This window comes from Shinella curvata (assembly GCF_022899935.1).
Lineage (GTDB): Bacteria > Pseudomonadota > Alphaproteobacteria > Rhizobiales > Rhizobiaceae > Shinella > Shinella curvata.
Genome location: NZ_JALJCJ010000003.1, coordinates 629857 through 647680 on the forward strand (window position 1 = coordinate 629857; position 17824 = coordinate 647680).

General features: G+C 63.3%; 16 protein-coding genes. 5 read left to right on the plus strand and 11 right to left on the minus strand.

Translation table 11 applies throughout. The features are described 5' to 3' along the window. The first annotated feature begins 116 nt into the window (after window positions 1–116). On the plus strand, window positions 117–1121 hold the full coding sequence (locus tag MUU55_RS14650) for a 2-hydroxyacid dehydrogenase (protein ID WP_244761463.1): 1005 nt from the start codon (window positions 117–119) through the stop codon (window positions 1119–1121). Here MUU55_RS14650 and MUU55_RS14655 read toward each other — a convergent pair. From MUU55_RS14655 to recF, 3 genes are read right to left on the minus strand one after another with little or no spacing between them, the layout of a single operon-like run. After that, complete coding sequence (locus MUU55_RS14655) at window positions 1118–1591, minus strand: GNAT family N-acetyltransferase (protein ID WP_244761464.1); 474 nt, start codon at window positions 1589–1591, stop codon at window positions 1118–1120. The genes MUU55_RS14650 and MUU55_RS14655 overlap by 4 nt on opposite strands. Continuing rightward, window positions 1588–2355: a molybdopterin-synthase adenylyltransferase MoeB gene (locus MUU55_RS14660; RefSeq protein ID WP_244761465.1), complete on the minus strand. Its 768-nt coding sequence runs from the start codon at window positions 2353–2355 to the stop codon at window positions 1588–1590. Before MUU55_RS14660 ends, MUU55_RS14655 begins: the two co-directional genes overlap by 4 nt. Continuing rightward, window positions 2352–3476: a DNA replication/repair protein RecF gene (recF, locus tag MUU55_RS14665; protein WP_244761466.1), complete on the minus strand. Its 1125-nt coding sequence runs from the start codon at window positions 3474–3476 to the stop codon at window positions 2352–2354. Before recF ends, MUU55_RS14660 begins: the two co-directional genes overlap by 4 nt. Before the next feature lie 219 nt (window positions 3477–3695). On the opposite strand from recF, the gene MUU55_RS14670 reads away from it, so the two are divergent. Continuing rightward, the gene (locus MUU55_RS14670; RefSeq protein WP_244761467.1) at window positions 3696–4373 is read left to right on the plus strand and encodes an HAD family hydrolase; all 678 of its coding nucleotides are present in this window, start codon (window positions 3696–3698) and stop codon (window positions 4371–4373) included. A 4-nt stretch (window positions 4374–4377) separates the two neighbouring features. Here the strand turns inward: MUU55_RS14670 and MUU55_RS14675 are convergent, their stop codons facing one another. Further along, window positions 4378–4992 (minus strand): TetR/AcrR family transcriptional regulator, encoded by a 615-nt coding sequence (locus tag MUU55_RS14675; RefSeq protein WP_244761468.1) that lies wholly within the window; start codon window positions 4990–4992, stop codon window positions 4378–4380. A 99-nt stretch (window positions 4993–5091) separates the two neighbouring features. Here MUU55_RS14675 and MUU55_RS14680 point away from each other — a divergent pair, with 99 nt between their 5' ends. After that, window positions 5092–5328: a hypothetical protein gene (locus MUU55_RS14680; RefSeq protein WP_244761469.1), complete on the plus strand. Its 237-nt coding sequence runs from the start codon at window positions 5092–5094 to the stop codon at window positions 5326–5328. A gap of 51 nt (window positions 5329–5379) precedes the next feature. Here the strand turns inward: MUU55_RS14680 and dnaJ are convergent, their stop codons facing one another. Both dnaJ and dnaK read right to left on the minus strand, forming a co-directional pair. Then, on the minus strand, window positions 5380–6504 hold the full coding sequence (gene dnaJ, locus MUU55_RS14685; RefSeq protein WP_244761470.1) for a molecular chaperone DnaJ: 1125 nt from the start codon (window positions 6502–6504) through the stop codon (window positions 5380–5382). Window positions 6505–6749: 245 nt separating this feature from the next. Beyond that, window positions 6750–8651 carry a molecular chaperone DnaK gene (gene dnaK / locus MUU55_RS14690; protein ID WP_244761471.1) on the minus strand — a complete coding sequence of 634 codons (1902 nt, stop codon included), beginning with the start codon at window positions 8649–8651 and terminating at the stop codon, window positions 6750–6752. Window positions 8652–9767: 1116 nt separating this feature from the next. Between dnaK and MUU55_RS14695 the strand changes: the two genes are divergently transcribed. Then, window positions 9768–10250 (plus strand): hypothetical protein, encoded by a 483-nt coding sequence (locus MUU55_RS14695; RefSeq protein WP_244761472.1) that lies wholly within the window; start codon window positions 9768–9770, stop codon window positions 10248–10250. A gap of 60 nt (window positions 10251–10310) precedes the next feature. Here MUU55_RS14695 and MUU55_RS14700 read toward each other — a convergent pair whose 3' ends face one another. Then, on the minus strand, window positions 10311–12545 hold the full coding sequence (locus tag MUU55_RS14700) for a transglycosylase domain-containing protein (RefSeq protein WP_244761473.1): 2235 nt from the start codon (window positions 12543–12545) through the stop codon (window positions 10311–10313). 292 nt (window positions 12546–12837) lie between these two features. Here MUU55_RS14700 and MUU55_RS14705 point away from each other — a divergent pair, with 292 nt between their 5' ends. Next, the gene (locus tag MUU55_RS14705) at window positions 12838–13809 is read left to right on the plus strand and encodes a flagellin N-terminal helical domain-containing protein (RefSeq protein ID WP_244761474.1); all 972 of its coding nucleotides are present in this window, start codon (window positions 12838–12840) and stop codon (window positions 13807–13809) included. Window positions 13810–13869: 60 nt separating this feature from the next. Here MUU55_RS14705 and MUU55_RS14710 read toward each other — a convergent pair whose 3' ends face one another. From MUU55_RS14710 to MUU55_RS14725, 4 genes are all read right to left on the minus strand, one after another. Next, window positions 13870–14295, minus strand: coding sequence for a BA14K family protein (locus MUU55_RS14710; protein WP_425314175.1), 426 nt, complete (start codon window positions 14293–14295; stop codon window positions 13870–13872). A 100-nt stretch (window positions 14296–14395) separates the two neighbouring features. Beyond that, complete coding sequence (locus MUU55_RS14715) at window positions 14396–15343, minus strand: lysylphosphatidylglycerol synthase domain-containing protein (RefSeq protein WP_244761475.1); 948 nt, start codon at window positions 15341–15343, stop codon at window positions 14396–14398. Between the two features lie 201 nt (window positions 15344–15544). Further along, complete coding sequence (locus MUU55_RS14720; RefSeq protein ID WP_244761476.1) at window positions 15545–16936, minus strand: M20/M25/M40 family metallo-hydrolase; 1392 nt, start codon at window positions 16934–16936, stop codon at window positions 15545–15547. A gap of 138 nt (window positions 16937–17074) precedes the next feature. Next, entirely contained in the window at window positions 17075–17515 is a 441-nt protein-coding gene (locus MUU55_RS14725) for a MarR family winged helix-turn-helix transcriptional regulator (RefSeq protein WP_244761477.1), read from the minus strand. Between the last annotated feature and the right edge of the window lie 309 nt (window positions 17516–17824).

Sequence of the window (17824 nt, forward strand, 5' to 3'; positions counted from 1 at the left end):
GGGACCGCACGATGGGCGGATTGTCTTCGCGACCGGGTCTGGTAGAAAATGCCCCTGATGAAGCAATCCTTGCCCAACTTGGTTAAGGACCCGTCAACAGGACGCCGGAACATCCCATGACGCAGAAGAAAAAACCGAAGGTCTATATCACCCGCCGCCTGCCTGAGGTGGTGGAGACCCGGATGCGCGAACTGTTCGACGCAGAGCTCAACATCGACGACACGCCGCGCAGCCAGCCGGAGCTCGTTGCCGCGGTGAAGAGCGCCGACGTTCTGGTGCCGACGCTCGGCGACCGGATCGATTCGGCGCTGATCGAGCAGGCCGGGCCGCAGCTGAAGCTGATCGCGTGTTTTTCCAACGGCGTCGACAATGTCGATGTGGAGGCGGCCGCCAGGCGCGGCATCACCGTGACCAACACGCCGAATGTCCTGACCGAAGACACCGCCGACATGACGATGGCGCTGATCCTCGCCGCCCCGCGACGCCTGGCCGAGGGCGCGCGCATCCTGACCGACCGCAAGGGCGAGTGGGCCGGCTGGTCGCCGACCTGGATGCTCGGCCGCCGCATCTCCGGCAAGCGCCTCGGCATCATCGGCATGGGCCGTATCGGCACGGCCGTCGCCAAGCGCGCCAAGGCCTTCGGCCTCTCCATCCACTATCACAACCGGCACCGCGTGCGCCCGGACACGGAAGACGCGCTGGAGGCAACCTATTGGGACAGCCTCGACCAGATGCTGGCGCGCGTCGATATCGTCTCGGTCAACTGCCCTTCGACACCCGCCACCTTCCACCTGCTCTCCGCCCGCAGGCTCGAGCTGATGCAGCCGACAAGCTATATCGTCAACACGGCGCGCGGCGGCATCATCGACGAGACGGCGCTGATCAAGTGCCTGCGCGAAGGCAAGATCGCCGGCGCCGGCCTCGACGTCTTCGAAAACGAGCCCTCGGTCAGCCCCAAGCTCCTGAAATTGGCCGCCGAAGGCAAGGTCGTGCTCCTGCCGCATATGAGCTCGGCGACGATCGAAGGCCGCGTCGACATGGGCGAGAAGGTCGTCATCAACATCAGAACCTTCTTCGACGGCCACCGCCCCCCGGACCGCGTGCTGCCGAGCCGGATCTAGTCGAGAGGCTTGCGCATCTCGATCGAGGTGATGCGGGTGAAGCCCGGATGGGCGTTTTCGGCCGTCCGGACGAAACCCCAGCGTGCGAAGGTCGCGTGATTGCCGGTGAGCTCAATACGTGTTTCCAGCCGCAGTACCGGCAAGCGGAGGTCGCGCGCCAGATGTTCCGCCGCTTCCAGCAACAGTCGTCCGACGCCCCGGCCCTGAAGGAACGGGGCGACCGCGAGTTTGCCGATATAGAGCGATTCGGGTTCGGGCCGGCAGAAGATGCAGCCGAGCAGCGTTTGGCCGTCCAGGGCCATATAGGCGATTTCCGTCTGTGCTCGCGCGGCGAGCGAAGCTGGCGTCAGCAAGTGTGCGGAAGACGGCGGGTCGATGATCCCGTCCATATAGGCGAAGGCTTCGAGGATAAGCGCGAGCAGGTCGTCCCACCGCTGAAAATCTGCATCGATCCGGATGATCGCCGTCATGCCCCGACGGCCCGGCGCCTTGCATATTTCAGGGTCTCGAAGCGGGCGGCCAGCCCGTCATAGAGCAGGATCCGGCCGATCAGCGGCTCGCCGGCGCCGGTCACGAGCTTGATGACCTCCATCGCCATCAGAGTGCCGACGACGCCGGTCAGCGCGCCGACGATGCCGGCCTCCGCGCAGGCGGGTACGACACCCGGCGGCGGAGCGGACGGGAAGAGATCACGGTAGCCCGGATTGAGCCGGCCATCGGCGGCCGTCTCATAGGGTTTCAACACCGTCAGTGAGCCATCGAAGCGGCCGACGGCGCCGGTTACGAGCGGGATACGTGCGACCTCCGCGGCATCGGCGGAGGCATAGCGCGTGTCGAAATTGTCGGACCCGTCGACAAGAAGATCGTAGCCGGCTAACAAGCGGGCCGCATTCTCCGGGGTCAGCCGTTCGGCGATGCCGGAAAACCGCACATGCGGATTGAGGCGGGCGACGGCGGCCTCGGCGCTTTCGATCTTCGGCGTGCCCAGGCCCGCCGTATCGTGGATCACCTGGCGCTGGAGATTGGAGAGCGAGACCGTGTCGTCGTCGAGCACACCGATATGGCCGATGCCGGCGGCGGCGAGATACTGGATGACCGGCGCGCCGAGACCGCCCGCGCCGACAACAAGCACATTCGCCGCCTTCAGCTTCTGCTGGCCGGCGCCGCCGATCTCGGCAAGCACGATATGGCGGCGGTAGCGGTCGATTTCTTGCGGGCTGAGCGGATCGGTCATGCCAGAATGCCTCCGTTCGAGACGGTGAGGAATTGCGCCCGGTCACCGAGCGCATCGAACATCGACCGGTCCGTGCCGGTCATGAAGGACTGGCCGCCGAGCGCGTCGACCCGGTCGAACAGCGCGGCGCGACGGCCTTCGTCGAGATGGGCGGCGATCTCGTCGAGCAGCAGCACCGGCGCATGGCCGGTCATGCCGGCAACAAGCCCGGCATGGGCGAGGATCAGGCCGATCAGCAGCGCCTTCTGCTCGCCCGTCGAGCAGCGCTCGGCCTCCATGTCCTTCTCGCGGTGACGGATCAGCAGGTCGGCGCGGTGCGGGCCGTCCAGCGTTCGGCCGGCGCTCGCGTCGCGGTAGCGCCCGCTTTGCAGCATGTCGAGATAGATTTCCTCGATCTCATAGGCCGGGCGCTGCCATGCGTCATCGAGGAAGCCGGAGAGCCGCAGCGTGGCGGAGGGGAACGGCCCGTCGTCGCGGGCGGCCTCCACCAGGCCGGAGAGCAGGCTAACGAGCTCGTGGCGGGCATGCGCCATGGCGATGCCGAGCTCGGCCATCTGCTTTTCCAATGCCGTCAGCCAGGCCGGGTCGGGCCGGTGGTCGGACAGCAGCCGGTTGCGGCCGCGCATCGCCTTTTCGAAATCCGCCGCACGGCGGCCGTGTTCGGGATCGAGCGACAGCACCAGCCGGTCGAGGAAACGCCTGCGATCGGCCGAAGGGCCAGTGAAGAGGCCGTCCATGGAGGGCGTGAGCCAGACGACGCGCAGGTGATCGAGCAGCTCATCGACCGTCTTCGCCGCCGTGCCGTTGAGGCGCAGTTTTCGCGCCTGCCCCTCTTCGCCGCCCTCGGTGCCGGTGCCGATATCGACCTCGCCCATCATGCCGTCGAGCGTCGCAAAAACGGAAAAACCGCCACCGCTGCCGGCGCGCGGCACATCCGCATAGGCGGCGCGGCGAAGGCCCCGGCCGGGCGACAGGAAGGAGACGGCCTCCATGAGGTTCGTCTTGCCCGCGCCGTTCTGCCCGGTCAGCACGACATGCCGGCCATCGAGCGACAGCGACAGGCCCGCATAATTGCGGAAATCCGTGAGCTTGAGGCGGGAGAGGGAAACCTTGTGCGGCATGGTTCGAGAGCTAGAGTATTTTTCCGCGGAGGGGAATCGTTTGTCGGCGCATTCTGCCGGGAGCAACAGAAAGATGGGGTCGCACGCGCGCTGCATCAACATCGCGGGCGCCCTGCGGGACACGAAGGCGTGAAGCCGGTTGCCTGCCCGGACGGGAGCGGGTAATCCAGAATTCCCGCCGCGCTATGCGCCTCCCCTCCCGGCCAGCAGGTTTTCATCTTGTCCTCCTCAGCACGTCCCGTTTTCGACCGCAGCTTTTCCGCCTTCCTGTTCGACATGGATGGCACGATCATCAACTCCATTCCGGCGACCGAACGCGTCTGGAGCAACTGGGCGCGCAAACACGGGCTCGACGTCGCGACCTTCCTGCCGACCATGCATGGCGTGCGCGGTATCGACACGATCACGCGGCTCGGCCTGCCCGGCGTCGATCCGCTTGCCGAGGCGAAAGAGGTCGAGCGGGCGGAGATGGAGGATGTCGAGGGCATCGTTCCCATTCCCGGCGCCATCGAATTCCTCTCGGCGCTTCCGATGGGCCGTTGGGGCATCGTGACCTCCGCGCCGGTGGCGCTCGCCCACCGCCGCCTTGCTGCGACCGGCATTCCGCTGCCGACGGTCATCGTGACGGCAGATGACGTGACGAAGGGCAAGCCGGCACCGGATGGCTATATCCTCGGCGCCAAGCGCCTCGGCTTCGATCCGGCCGATTGCCTGGTTTTCGAAGACGTCCCGGCCGGCATTCTGGCAGGCGAGGGAGCGGGTGCGCATGTGGCCGTCATGACGGCGACGCATCACCACCCGATCGAAACCAGCCACCCGCTGCTGAACAGCTACGAGGGCTTTGCTCCCGAGCTGGACAAAGACGGCAAACTGCGGCTCGTCCGCACAGCCGGCTGAAACGTCAGGCGACCGGCTTCAGCGCGATGCCCGACAATACCGTATCGACGATCGCGTCGATCTCGTCCTCGGGAACATCCAGTCGCTCGGTCAGGAGCCGCCCCCAGGCGAAGCTCGATAGCAGTTCCGTGATCAGCTCCGGCTTGACGTCGGCGCGGACTTCGCCGCGCGCCTGCGCCTTCTCGATGATTTTTCCGCTCTGGCAGCGGCGGTCGCTCATATAGGCCGAAAGGGCGGCCAAGGCCGCGGGCTCGGCCTGCGCCTTCGCCACCACGCAGCGAAACACCTCGCCGCTAGTGCCCTCGCGCCAGGTGGTCAACAGGCCGGAGAGATAGGCACGCAGGTCTCCGCGGATCGTGCCCGTATCGGGATAGATGAAGTTCACCCGCTTGCGGCTGTGATAGACATCAAGCAGCAGGGCAGCCTGCGAGGGCCACCAGCGATAGATCGTCGGCTTGCCGGCGCGCGCACGCTTAGCCACCGCTTCGATGGAGAAGCCGTTCAGTCCGCTTTCCAGGAGCACGGCCTCCGCCGCCGCAAGAATTGCGGCCTCACTGTCGGGATTGCGCGTGGCGCCTATCGAGCGGCGGGCGGGTGTGGTTTCGACGACGTCGGACATTGGTTTTTCCTTTTTTGCTCTTTTAGCACAAAAGCTACTTGAACGGAACGTTTCGTTTCTATATAAACGAAACGTTCCGTTCCATAAAGGCTCTCTCCCATGACCATCCAATCCGCTCCCCGCAAGCTCTCCAAACTGCACCTAGCGCTCGCCATGCTGCTGCCCGTCTACCCGTTGATCACCGCGATCCTCTACATCGTGCTGCCACTCACCGAGAACTGGACGATCTGGCAGCGCACGGCGGTCATCGCACCCGTCATGGTGTTTTCGATCGTCTTCTTCGTCTCCCCCTTCGTGCAGAAGCGGTTTTCGAATTTCATCCTGCGCGCCGCATGAAAAAAGCCGGGGTCTTTTGAACCCCGGCTTTTCCTTGTTCTCTTCAGGTTATCAGCCTTCGAAGAATTCCTTCATCCGCGCGAAGAAGCCCGCGGATTCCGGATTGTTGTCCTTCGAGGAAATCTCCTCGAATTCCTTGAGCAGCTCGCGCTGGCGCTTGGTCAGCTTCTGCGGTGTCTCGATCTGGATCTGGATATAGAGATCGCCGACCTGGCTGGAGCGCAGCACCGGCATGCCCTTGCCCTTCAGGCGGAACTGTTTGCCCGCCTGCGTACCCTCCGGCACCGAGACGCGCGACTTTGTGCCGTCGAGCGTCGCGACGTCGAAGGTGCCGCCAAGCGCCGCCGTCGTCATCGAGATCGGCACGGCGCAATAGAGATCCGCCCCGTCTCGCTGGTAGAATTCATGCGGCTTGACCGACAGGAAGATATAAAGATCGCCCGCCGGACCGCCGCGAACGCCGGCCTCGCCCTCGCCCGACAGGCGGATGCGCGTGCCATCTTCGATACCGGCGGGAATGTTGACCGACAGCGAACGCTCTTCCGTGACGCGGCCGTTGCCGTGGCACTTGGTGCAGGGATCGGTAATCGTCTGGCCGCGGCCATGACAGGTCGGGCAGGTGCGCTCGATCGAGAAGAAGCCCTGCGCGGCACGCACACGGCCGGAGCCCTGGCAGGTCGCGCAGGTCTTCGGGCTGGTGCCGGGCTTGGCGCCGGTTCCCGTGCAGACGTCGCAGGTGATCGATGTCGGCACGCGGATCTGCGCGGTCTTGCCGGCATAGGCTTCTTCCAGCGAGATTTCCATGTTGTAGCGCAGGTCGCCGCCGCGCTCACGCCCGCCGGAGGAGCGCCGCTGGCGCCCGCCGCCCATCATCTCGCCGAAGATGTCTTCGAAGATGTCGGAGAAGCCGCCGCCCTGGAAGCCGCCGCCACCGCCGCCCATGCCGCCCTGCTCGAAGGCGGCGTGACCGTAGCGGTCGTAGGCCGCGCGCTTCTGCGCGTCCTTCAGCGTCTCGTAGGCTTCGTTGACTTCCTTGAACTTCTGCTCGGCAGAGGCATCGCCCGGATTCTTGTCCGGATGATACTTCATCGCCATCTTGCGGAAGGCGCTCTTCAGCTCCTTCTCGTCGGCGGTCTTGGAGACACCCAGCGTCTCGTAAAAATCAGCTTTTGCCATTCGGGTTCACATCCGTTTCGCGGGAACGGTCTTCTTGTTATGGATGAGCAAACTTGCCTTCAGCCTGCGCGCCTGAAAAGCGCGCATGAAAAAAGGCGGGAGCCGGTGCAAAAGACAGGGCCAGGACATCGTCACCGCTGAAAACGGGCGTGATCATCTCGGCCTTGTTCCCTTCGCGCTGACTTCCGCCTTTTCGCTATCCAAGTGCACCGGCCGCGAAAAACGCGGCCGGTCTGTCTGGAGGCTTAGGCCGACTTCTTGTCGTCCTTGACTTCCTCGTAGTCGGCATCGACGACGTTGTCGCCGGCATCGCCCGAGGACGCAGCCTCTTCAGCCTGCTGGGCCTCGTAGATCGCCTGACCGAGCTTCATGGAGACTTCCATGAGCGTGTTGGTCTTGGCCTTGATGTCTTCGGCATCCGGCTCGGAAGCCTCGACAGCGGTCTTGAGGTCGGCGATCGCGGTTTCGATGGCCTTGCGGTCGTCTTCTGTGACCTTGTCGCCATATTCCTTGAGCGACTTTTCCGAGGAGTGGATCAGGCTTTCGGCCTGGTTCTTCGCCTCGACGCCCTCACGGCGCTTCTTGTCGTTCTCGGCATTGGCCTCGGCGTCCTTGACCATCTTCTCGATGTCGGCGTCGGAGAGGCCACCGGAAGCCTGGATGCGGATCTGGTGCTCCTTGCCGGTGCCCTTGTCCTTGGCCGAGACCTGCACGATGCCGTTGGCGTCGATGTCGAAGGTGACTTCGATCTGCGGCATGCCGCGCGGGGCCGGCGGAATGCCGACGAGATCGAACTGGCCGAGCAGCTTGTTGTCCGCAGCCATTTCACGCTCGCCCTGCGAGACGCGGATGGTCACGGCCGACTGGTTGTCCTCAGCGGTCGAGAAGGTCTGCGACTTCTTCGTCGGGATCGTCGTGTTGCGCTCGATCAGACGGGTGAAGACGCCACCCAGCGTTTCGATGCCGAGCGACAGCGGGGTCACGTCGAGGAGCAGAACGTCCTTGACGTCGCCCTGCAGAACGCCGGCCTGGATGGCCGCACCCATGGCGACGACTTCATCCGGGTTGACGCCCTTGTGCGGCTCCTTGCCGAACAGCTGCTTGACGACTTCCTGCACCTTCGGCATGCGGCTCATGCCGCCGACGAGAACGACTTCGTCGATCTCGGCCGCCGTGACGCCGGCATCCTTGAGGGCTGCCTTGCAAGGCGCGACGGTGCGGCTCACGAGGTCGTCGACCAGAGCCTCGAACTTGGCGCGGGTCAGCTTCATCGTCAGGTGCTTCGGGCCGGACGCATCCGCCGTGATGAACGGCAGGTTGATTTCGGTCTGCTGCGAGGACGAGAGTTCGATCTTGGCCTTTTCGGCAGCTTCCTTGAGGCGCTGCAGAGCGAGCTTGTCGTTCTTCAGGTCGATGCCCTGGTCCTTCTTGAACTCGGCCGCCAGGTACTCAACGAGACGCATGTCGAAGTCTTCACCGCCGAGGAAGGTGTCGCCGTTGGTCGACTTCACTTCGAAGACGCCATCGCCGATTTCCAGAACCGAGATATCGAACGTGCCGCCGCCAAGGTCGTAGACGGCGATGGTCTTGCCGTCCTTCTTGTCCAGGCCGTAGGCGAGGGCCGCAGCCGTCGGCTCGTTGATGATGCGCAGAACTTCGAGACCGGCGATCTTGCCGGCATCCTTGGTTGCCTGACGCTGCGCGTCGTTGAAGTAGGCCGGAACGGTGATGACGGCCTGCGTGACCTTTTCACCGAGGTAGGATTCGGCAGTTTCCTTCATCTTCTGAAGGATCATCGCGGAGATCTGCGAAGGCGAATAGCCGGTGCCCTGGGCCTGGACCCAGGCGTCGCCGTTGTCGCCCTTGACGATTTTGTAGGGAACGAGACCCTTGTCCTTCTCGACGAGCTTGTCGTCGTAGCGGCGGCCGATGAGGCGCTTCACGGCGAACAGGGTGTTTTCCGGGTTGGTGACGGCCTGGCGCTTCGCCGGCTGGCCGGTCAGGCGCTCGCCATCATCGTTGAAGGCGACGATCGAAGGGGTCGTACGCGCGCCTTCGGCATTTTCAATGACCTTCGCGTCCTTGCCGTCCATGACGGATACGCAGGAATTGGTCGTCCCGAGGTCGATACCGATTACTTTAGCCATGTCATTCTCTCCTTCAAGCGAACTGCCGGAACCCATTCAGGCATTCTTTTGGCAGCCCCTAATGGTATGGTCGTAGCGAAAGCATCGAACGGATCCGAAGCTTTGCGGGGTATATAAGGACGCCTCCAGACGACTGCAAGACATTGCCGCGCCGCAAAGCGCGCAAAATCAGCACTATGAGAGGGGTGAGCCGTCTGCGGGACGCAATGTGGTGAGGTTCCCGACGGGCGTCAAGCCAAAGGGCACGATCCGTTGGTGTCGTCGCGCGGATATTCGTACAGCCCCGACACCTGCTCAGGCGCAGAGCGGCTGATTTGCGGAAGTCGAACCTACCAAAAAATGGCGAGACTCCGGCCTGAACGAGAATGCCAGGATGCGAAAAGCGGTAAAACACATTCGCATATTCAAAAGCTTACACTGGGCTCACCCAATTTTCTAACGCCAATTGTCCCCGTCACCACAACCACGCGCACAATTATCCGCTAGTCAAAGGCGGACTGTGCGGCAATGATTTCGAAGGGCCCGACAGACCCTGGCATTTTACGGTTGAGCTACCGGTATGCAGCGATCGCCGTCGAAATCCGTGCGCTCGCTCTATCCCTCCGGTTAAAAGCCGGCTTTCGCGTTGATCAACCGCGCGTCCCCGCCGGCAATCCCGACGGTGGACAATGGGTTGGCGACGGTGCCGAAAACCAACCAATCCTCGTCAGTCGTCGTGGACCACGTGGTGGGGACAGGCCCGCATCCTCGGGCGAGGGCAGGCCATAACACCCGCACAGGAGGCAAGGCTGGCGGTCAGTACGAGCCGGATGCAGGAGGCGCTACGCGCCGTTCACAGGCGTGAACCGAACTGGAAGCCAACGCCGCAAGCCTGTGAGACAGTCGATGGGTTGATACGCGCCAATGAGGCGATAGCACGGGAGGCGACGCTTCGCGCGCTCCAGCGGCGACTAACACGCACCGGGGTCGGGCCTTATGCAAAAGAGTGGGTCGCTGCACCGGCAACCAACAGGCGGCTTAACAGGACGGAGCAAGCGGAAGTTGACCGCATCGGCCGCACCTATGGATGCCATTGGTGTGGTATAAAAACGCCGGGAACACCTCGCGACCACTTCATTGGCGACCATCAAGTGCCGAGATCAATTGGCAAACCAAGCAGGATTTATCCACACTGTTGGTGGTGCAAAATTTCGCAGGGCGGACTTTTATCGAAGGGGAGGTATTGACGTTATGTCCGTGCAACACATGTCGATCGCTCCAGAATATGTAAGCTTTTACGTTGCGGGTCGTCGGAATGTCGATATTCCAGTTCATATGAACAGGCAGGGGATCTTTGTTTCGGAAGACTGCGTCAACATTCCAGCCTACTACTGGAGCGACGGAGATACCCATGTGACACTCGGCCCGTATAGCGAGATTGCGGAGGCGAGGAAGCCGGATTCCGACACGATTCTGAACACGCCCAACCAAGAGCTGATTCTGTTCGACGCGAACGAGCCTCAGTATGCGGTGGCGCACGTGCCATCCACAAAAACACGCATCCGCGTCTGGGTGGATCATCCGATCGAGCCGTCGAACGTGGTTATCGCTTGGGGATAGAGGCGGCTCGAGCACGGTTGCCCGCCGCCCGTGACGAACGATGACACCGCGCCGACGTCCTCAGCCACCCAGTAGCACATCCAGCAAGGTCGTGCGCCGCGTGCCCGGCTGGCGCTCACCGCCGACATCGGCGGGGGGCGTCAGGCCGTCTTCGAAGGGGACGGAGCCTGTCTGTTCGCTTGCGACGGCGGCGCCATTGCCGGCGGGCTGTTCGTCCGTGCCGAGCGTGCGCGAGATGATGTCGAAGAGCTGATCGCCTTCCGGCTCGGGCACGGTTTCGCCGGCTGCCGGCAGGCCACCGTTTGCCGTGCCGAAGAGCGGCGAAGGCGCAAGGCCGGTGTGGGCGGCGGTCATGAACTGGCTGAAGGCCTTGGCGGGAAGCCCGCCGCCCGTGACCTTCTTCATCGACTTGCCGTCATCGTTACCGAACCAGACGCCGGTCGTCAGGTTGCTGGTGTAGCCGACGAAGAGCGCGTCGCGGAACGACTGGGTCGTGCCCGACTTGCCGGCGACGGACCAGCCGGGAACGCGGGCGTTCTTGCCGGTGCCCTCGGTGATGACGCGCATCATCATGCCGTTCATCTGGGCGACGATGTTTTCACCCAGCACGCGGGGCGGGTTGTCGTAAGTGTTTTCGTAGAGGACCTTGCCATCGGCCGTCGAGATGCGGCGGATGATGTGCGGCGTCGCCTTGTAGCCGCCGTTCATGAAGGGCGCATAGGCGGCCGTCAGCTCCACCAGGGTCACTTCCGACGTGCCGAGCGCGATGGAGGCGTTCGACTGCAGCTCCGATTCGATGCCAAGCCGGCGGGCAAGCTTGATCACCTCGTCGGGGCCGACCTCCATGACGAGCTGGGCGGCGATGGTGTTCAGCGAATTGGCAAGAGCGGAGGCGAGCGTCACCTCGCCTCGGTATTTCTGATCGTAGTTTTCCGGCGTCCACTTGCCGATCCGCACCGGCGCGTCGTTGCGGATGGAAAGCGGAGAGCGGCCGGCTTCCAGCGCTGCCGCATAGACGAAGGGCTTGAAGGCCGAGCCCGGCTGGCGCTTGGCCTTGGAGGCACGGTCGAACTGGCTTTCGGCATAGTCACGCCCGCCAACCAGCGCGCGGATGGCGCCCGTGCCGTCGATGGAGACGAGGGCGGCCTGCGAGGCGTTCAGCTTGGCGCCTTCCTTGTCCATGACCGCGGTGATCGCCTCGTCGGCTTTCTTTTCGAGGTCGAGGTCGATCGTCGTGTCGATGACGAGATCTTCCTTGATGTCGCCGATCATGCCGGGAAGCTGGGCCATGACCATGTCGGCGGCATAGTGCTGCGCACCGGACCAGTAGCTTTTTGCCCGTGCCGGCGTCTGCGACATCGCCGTCGTGATCTCGTTTTCGGTGACGAAACCTTCCTCGCGCATGGCGCCGAGCACCACCTGCGCGCGGGCTTCGGCGGCTTCCGGATCGCGCGCCGGAGAAAGGCGCGACGGCGCTTTCAGAAGACCGGCGAGAAGGGCGGCCTCGCCAAGGTTCACATCGCGCGCCGACTTGTTGAAATAGCGCCGCGAGGCAGCCTCGACGCCGTAGGAATTCGAGCCGAAGAACACGCGGTTCAGGTACATCGCAAGGATCTGGTCCTTGGAGTATTTGTGCTCCAGCCAGAACGCGAGCAGCACCTCCTGCACCTTGCGCTCCAGCGTGCGGTCCGGCGAGAGGAACATGTTCTTCGCCAGCTGCTGCGTCAGCGTGGAACCGCCCTGCACCATCCGGCCGGTCGTGATGTTGGTGAGCATCGCGCGGGCAAGGCCGAGCGGGTCGACGCCGAAATGCGAATAGAAGCGGCGGTCCTCGATGGCGATAACGGCCTGCGGAATATAGGGCGACATGTTTTCCAGCGACAGCGCCTCGCCGCCCGTCAGGCCGCGATTGGCGATCGCATCGCCGCTGACGGCAAGGATCTTGATGTTGGGCGGTCGGTCGGGGATCGACCAGCTCGTGGCGCTCGGCATGCGCGCGCCGTAGTAGAGCACCAGCCCGCCCACGCCGATGGCGCCCCAGATGCCGAGCACGACGCACCAATAGATGAGCCGACGCACCAGGCCGAAGAGGCCGCCGCCCCCACCCGACGACCTGCTCCGGCGGCGGCCGGAGCCGCGCTGCGGCCGCTCGGCCTTCGCTGCCTTGCCGCGTCCCTTGCGCCCGCCGCCTCCTGCCACACGATCGCCGGCGCCGACATGAAAATCGTCGTCGTCTCGGCCCCCCGATGCCTGGAACGAGGGCTCGATGCGTTGGGATTTGCGATTGGCTGCCATGAACGGTCGGATATACCCTTGAAAACGTTGCGGTCCCTGAACCTTAAATGAGGCGATTTAAGGGGTGGTTAAGGAATAGCAAACGCCCCATCCCGGCTTTCGCGCTTTCCACCGTTCCTTCGTCCGCCATGAAAGCCCGGGCATTTCAGAAAAACACATTCAAGACATCGCTAATCCATTGAGAAGTTTGGTAAAAATTGGGTGATTCAGATTTCGTTAACCATAATCCCGCTTACTCGGCATGACCTTCCCGGCCCATGACGGGCACAATCCCCTTTTTGAATGATTTGATATGACCAGCATCCTTACGAATGCGGGCGCGGTTTCCGCGCTGCAGACCCTTCGCGCGCTCAATTCCAGCATGATGGACGCGCAAGGCCGTGTTTCCAGCGGCCTTCGCGTGCAGACCGCCGAGGACAATGTCGCCTATTGGGCCGTTGCCACCACCATGCGCTCCGATAGCATGGCGCTGGATGCGGTTTCCGACGCACTCGGCATCAGCGAAAGCATCGTCAACACCGCCTATGCCGGCATGTCCTCGGCCATCGAGGTCATGCACCAGGTCAAGGCGAAACTCGTGGCCGCCCATGAAGACGGCGTCGACAAGGTGAAGATCAACACCGAACTCGACCAACTGAAGGACCAGCTGCGGTCGATTGCCGATTCGGCCTCCTTTGCCGGCCAGAACTGGCTGCATATGACCGATCCGACCGACCCGATGCAGAACGGCGTGAAATCGCTGCCCGCCTCCTTCGTGCGCAACGAGGCCGGCGGCGTGGCGATCACCAATATCAAGTTCGACATGACCGCCGTCTTCGACACGGACCAGGTCTTCTACCTCGTCTCGGATGGCGGCTGCGACGGCATCATCACCAATTCCGGCTTTGCCACCATGCAGGGCTACAGCCAGGACTGGGTGCTGATCAGCGGCGCCAACCACGGCGGCCATCCGGAAATCACGCTGACGCCGGAAACGACGCGACAGGAGCTCGAGGAAATGACCGTGGTCGTCGACCTGATGACGGAGCGCATGATCAAGGTCGCCTCGATGTTCGGGGCGCTGGAGAGCCGCATCTCCCTGTCATCGGCCTTTCTGGAAAATCTGAGCGACGCCATCGGCCAGGGCATCGGCAGGCTCGTCGATGCCGACATGAACGAGGAATCGACCCGACTCAAGGCGTTGGAAACCCAGCAGCAGCTGGGCCTGCAAACGCTTCAGATCGCCAACACCAATGCCGAGGGCGTGCTACGGCTCTTCCAGTAGCCGCCTCAGCCCGCCCCCGGAAGGAGACCGGGCGGCCTTTCGAGCCGCCCGGTAAAAACCTTAGTAGTAAGGCGAATAGCACTGGCGGCGGCCGCCATAGTTCGGCTGGAACGTGTTGTCGTAGTCCCGGTACGAGCGATAGCGCGCATAGCACCATTCGACGTGGCGCGGATTGATGCCCGCATAGCGCGGCTCGTCATAGCTGTTGGCAATCGCCCCGCCGATGATCGCGCCGGCACCGAAAGCTGCCATAGGATACCACCAGCCATCCGAATGGCGACGATAGCCATGGCGATGATGCCTGTAGCCGCGATGGCCACCGTGCCAGCCACGACGCTCGCGGTACTGCACCTGCTCGACATCGCTCGTCTGCGCGGCACCGACCTTGGCAAGCGGCATGGCGACGGCTGGCGCCGATACGAATGTCGTGGCGAACATGGCGACGGCCATGGCAGCGGCAAAGCCGCTCTTGATCGTTGTCTTCATGTCGATCTCCCTTGGTTGTCACTGTTGAACAGTGATCTAGACGGTTCATAGCATGAAAGAATTCGGCTGAACCCGGGATGAACCAAAACTATCCGTACCGTCAGTCTTCGCCGTTGCTGCGGCGGGCGAGGAAACGCTGTCGTTCGTAGATCAGGATAACCACCAGTGCCATGATGAAAGGGATGATCAGGTAGAACAGCCGGAAGACGGCGAGCGCCGCAAGCACCGTCGCCGGATCCATGTCCGGCAGGCCGGCGATGAAGACCAGTTCCAGAACGCCGATGCCACCGGGCGCATGCGAGAGCAGCGCCACGGAGAAAGAGGCGAGGAAGATGCCGAGCACGACGAAGAAGCCGGGATTGCCCTCCGCCGGCAACACGAAATAGATGATCGCCGCCGCGCCGATCAGCTCGATGGGCGCGATGAAGAGCTGGCGGAAGACCAGCGAGGGTTTTGGGTATTCAAGCTTGAGCCAGCGCGTGTTGATCGGCCGGAAGCCGACGAGGCTGCCGATCACATAAAGCACGACGAGCGCCAGAATGAAGATGCCGGTCGAGAAGGCCGCCTCGATCGGCAGGACATGGGAAAAGCGCCCGACGATCTCCGGTTCCAGCACCAGAACGAGGCCGAACAGCATCACCGTGCCGAGCGCGAAGGTGAAGGAGCAGAAGGCGACGAGCACGCCGACCTCCGAGGCTGTCAACCCTTTCGATGTATAGGCCCGATAGCGCACCAGCGCGCCCGAGAAGACCGAGGCGCCGATATTGTGCGAGAGCGCATAGGTCGTAAACGAGGTGATGGTGATGAACCACAGCGAGATGCGATGGCCGAGATGTTCCAGCGCCAGATGGTCGTAGGCCGCAAGAGCCGCATAGGCGAGGAGCGTCGCGCAGGAAGCCAGCACCCAGCCCGAAACGGGAATGGCATGGATGCTCGCCATGAAGTCGTCGAGCGAAAGGCCCCTCAGGTCCTTGTAGAGAATATAGACCGATAGGATGATCGCGAGCGTGCTGACCAGCGGCCAGAAGAATTTTTTCAGTCGCTTCATCCCGCCTTCCCCCGCGTGCCCGGCGTCCCACCGCCGGGGCAGCAGGGTCTTCCCGCATATGCCCCGTAAAAAGCCATTCCGTTACCCCACCGTCCGGACCTGTCATTCGCCCTCAAGGCGACGCGGCCCTTTGTTCGGTCAGTGGACCAGCATTTCCGTGTCATCGGGTTAATGCCAGCCCAAATCGTCATCACATCTTAGTCAGTGCGCCGCGAGCGCGGAGAGAATACGCACCCAGGAGCGGATGCCCTTCTCGAAGGAGCGCAATTCGTACTTCTCGTTCGGCGAATGGATGCGGTCATCCGACAACGCGAAGCCGACGAGCAGGGATTCCATACCCAGCATCTTCTGAAAATCGCCAACGATCGGGATGGATCCGCCCATGCCGATGACGACGGCGGGCTTCGGCCATTCGTCGGACAGAGCCGATTTCGCCTTGGACAGCAGCGCCGAATCATAGGGCAGCTGGATCGCCGGCGAACCGCCGTGAGCATGGAACGCCACCGAGCAGTCCGCCGGGATTTTCGAGCGCACATAGGCGCGGAAGGCGTCGCGGATCTTTGCGGGATCCTGTTTGCCGACGAGGCGGAAGGAGACCTTTGCCGAGGCTTCGGCAGCGATGACCGTCTTGAAACCCTCGCCGGTATAGCCACCGGTGATGCCGTTAACTTCCGCCGTCGGCCGTGCCCAGGTGAGTTCGAGTACCGAACGCCCCTTTTCACCCGAGGGGATCGAGAGGCCGATCTCGCCGAGGAAGCCTTCCGCCGTCTTGCCCAGCGTTTCCCAGGCGGCTTTGATCTGTGTCGGCGTTTCCTCGACGCCGTCATAGAAACCATCGAGCGTCACGCGGCCGGTCTCGTCGTGCAGGCCGGCGAGAATGGTCGAGAGGATATGGACCGGATTTGCCGCAGCACCGCCGAAATAGCCGGAATGCAGATCCCGGTCGGCCGCCTTGATGACGACCTCCTCGCCGACAAGGCCGCGCAAGCCCGCGGAAATGGCCGGCGTATCAGCATCCCACATGCTGGTATCGCAGACCAGCGCGAAGTCGGCGGTCAGCTCGGCGGCATTGGCTTCCAGGAAAGGCTTCAGCGAGGGTGAGCCGGATTCCTCCTCGCCTTCGAACAGGATGGTGACGCGGCAGGGCAGCGCACCTACGGTTTCCTTGTAGGCGCGGCAGGCCTCCACGAAGGTCAGCAGCTGCCCCTTGTCGTCGGACGTGCCACGGCCGGTGATGACGCGGCGGCCCTCGCCGGCATCGCGCACGGCCGGCTCGAAGGGATCATGGTCCCACAGGTTCAGGGGATCGACCGGCTGGACGTCATAATGGCCGTAGAACAGCACATGCGGTGCATCGGGCTTGGCGCCGTCATGATGGGCGACGACCATCGGATGGCCGGGCGTATCGCGCACCGTGGCGTCGAAGCCGAGCGAACGCAGCTCCGCGACCAGCCATTCGGCCCCCCGGCGGCAGTCCGCCTTGAAGGCCGGATCGGTGGAGATGGACTTGATGCGCACCAATTCGAACAGGCGTTCGAGGCTGGCCGGAATATCGGCGCTGGCGCGATCGAGGACGGGCAGGATATTGGTCATGGTCGGATTCCCCAGTGCATGGCGCGCAAGGCGTTTCGAGCGCTTTGCGGGCACACCATGCGCAAATCAAATGACGTTCGGGCGCGACATTAGACCGATCGCGTCGGAGAGGGCAAATCGTATGACGGTTCTGCGACGTCAGAGCCGCGGGTCGCGGCCGAGATTGGCCAGCACCATGCGCATATATTCCAGCAGAAGCTCCCGCTCGAAGCGGCGAAACCCCTGGAACAGCGCGTCTTCCGTCTCGGAGGCCGCCGCCATCGCCGTCTCGCGCAATGCCTTGCCGCGCGTGGTGAGATAGACGAGCGACGCCCGCTTGTCCTTGGGGTGCTTCTTCCGCGAGATCAGCCCGTCGCGCTCCATGCGTGACAGCGTGTTGGCCATAGTCGCCTGTTCAATGTCGAGCCGATCCAGAAGTTCGCGCTGGGTGAGGCCGTCGCCGCTCCACAGCTCCAGGAGCACCGGGAACTGGCCGGGGGCAAAGCCGCTCCCGTCCGCCCGCGCCTGCAGCGCGCGGGACGCCCCCTTCGCCAGGAGATTGGCGAGGTAAGCAGCCGACTCCTTCCGGTCAAAGTCCATGCCGAAAGCTATGCCGGTTCCCGTTGGAAGACAATGATGGATCGCAGGCATTGCAAATGGCTTGACGCAGGCTGCGCGACATTTTCCGCGCGGGCCCGAAATGCAAGAAGCCGCCGACGACAGGAGGCTTGTCGCGGCGGCTTCTGCGAATGATGGACAAAGGCCCGGAGAGGGGGATGAGGCCTTTGTCCTTGTCTGGCGCGGCGGGGGACAGGCCGGGATGCCAGACAGCGGCTTGATCAGGTGCCGATGAGGAATATTTGTGGGTCCGAATGTGGCTTTTCAAGGGATTCGGAGGCTTTCGAGAAT

Excerpts from the sequence above, each read along its gene's own strand:
- dnaK (WP_244761471.1), bottom strand. The coding sequence starts at position 8,651 with ATGGCTAAAGTAATCGGTATCGACCTCGGGACGACCAATTCCTGCGTA.
- MUU55_RS14700 (WP_244761473.1), bottom strand. The coding sequence starts at position 12,545 with ATGGCAGCCAATCGCAAATCCCAACGCATCGAGCCCTCGTTCCAGGCA.
- MUU55_RS14650 (WP_244761463.1), top strand. The coding sequence starts at position 117 with ATGACGCAGAAGAAAAAACCGAAGGTCTATATCACCCGCCGCCTGCCT.
- MUU55_RS14705 (WP_244761474.1), top strand. The coding sequence starts at position 12,838 with ATGACCAGCATCCTTACGAATGCGGGCGCGGTTTCCGCGCTGCAGACC.
- MUU55_RS14720 (WP_244761476.1), bottom strand. The coding sequence starts at position 16,936 with ATGACCAATATCCTGCCCGTCCTCGATCGCGCCAGCGCCGATATTCCG.
- MUU55_RS14675 (WP_244761468.1), bottom strand. The coding sequence starts at position 4,992 with ATGTCCGACGTCGTCGAAACCACACCCGCCCGCCGCTCGATAGGCGCC.
- MUU55_RS14725 (WP_244761477.1), bottom strand. The coding sequence starts at position 17,515 with ATGGACTTTGACCGGAAGGAGTCGGCTGCTTACCTCGCCAATCTCCTG.
- MUU55_RS14710 (WP_425314175.1), bottom strand. The coding sequence starts at position 14,295 with ATGAAGACAACGATCAAGAGCGGCTTTGCCGCTGCCATGGCCGTCGCC.
- MUU55_RS14680 (WP_244761469.1), top strand. The coding sequence starts at position 5,092 with ATGACCATCCAATCCGCTCCCCGCAAGCTCTCCAAACTGCACCTAGCG.
- MUU55_RS14715 (WP_244761475.1), bottom strand. The coding sequence starts at position 15,343 with ATGAAGCGACTGAAAAAATTCTTCTGGCCGCTGGTCAGCACGCTCGCG.
- recF (WP_244761466.1), bottom strand. The coding sequence starts at position 3,476 with ATGCCGCACAAGGTTTCCCTCTCCCGCCTCAAGCTCACGGATTTCCGC.
- dnaJ (WP_244761470.1), bottom strand. The coding sequence starts at position 6,504 with ATGGCAAAAGCTGATTTTTACGAGACGCTGGGTGTCTCCAAGACCGCC.
- MUU55_RS14660 (WP_244761465.1), bottom strand. The coding sequence starts at position 2,355 with ATGACCGATCCGCTCAGCCCGCAAGAAATCGACCGCTACCGCCGCCAT.
- MUU55_RS14655 (WP_244761464.1), bottom strand. The coding sequence starts at position 1,591 with ATGACGGCGATCATCCGGATCGATGCAGATTTTCAGCGGTGGGACGAC.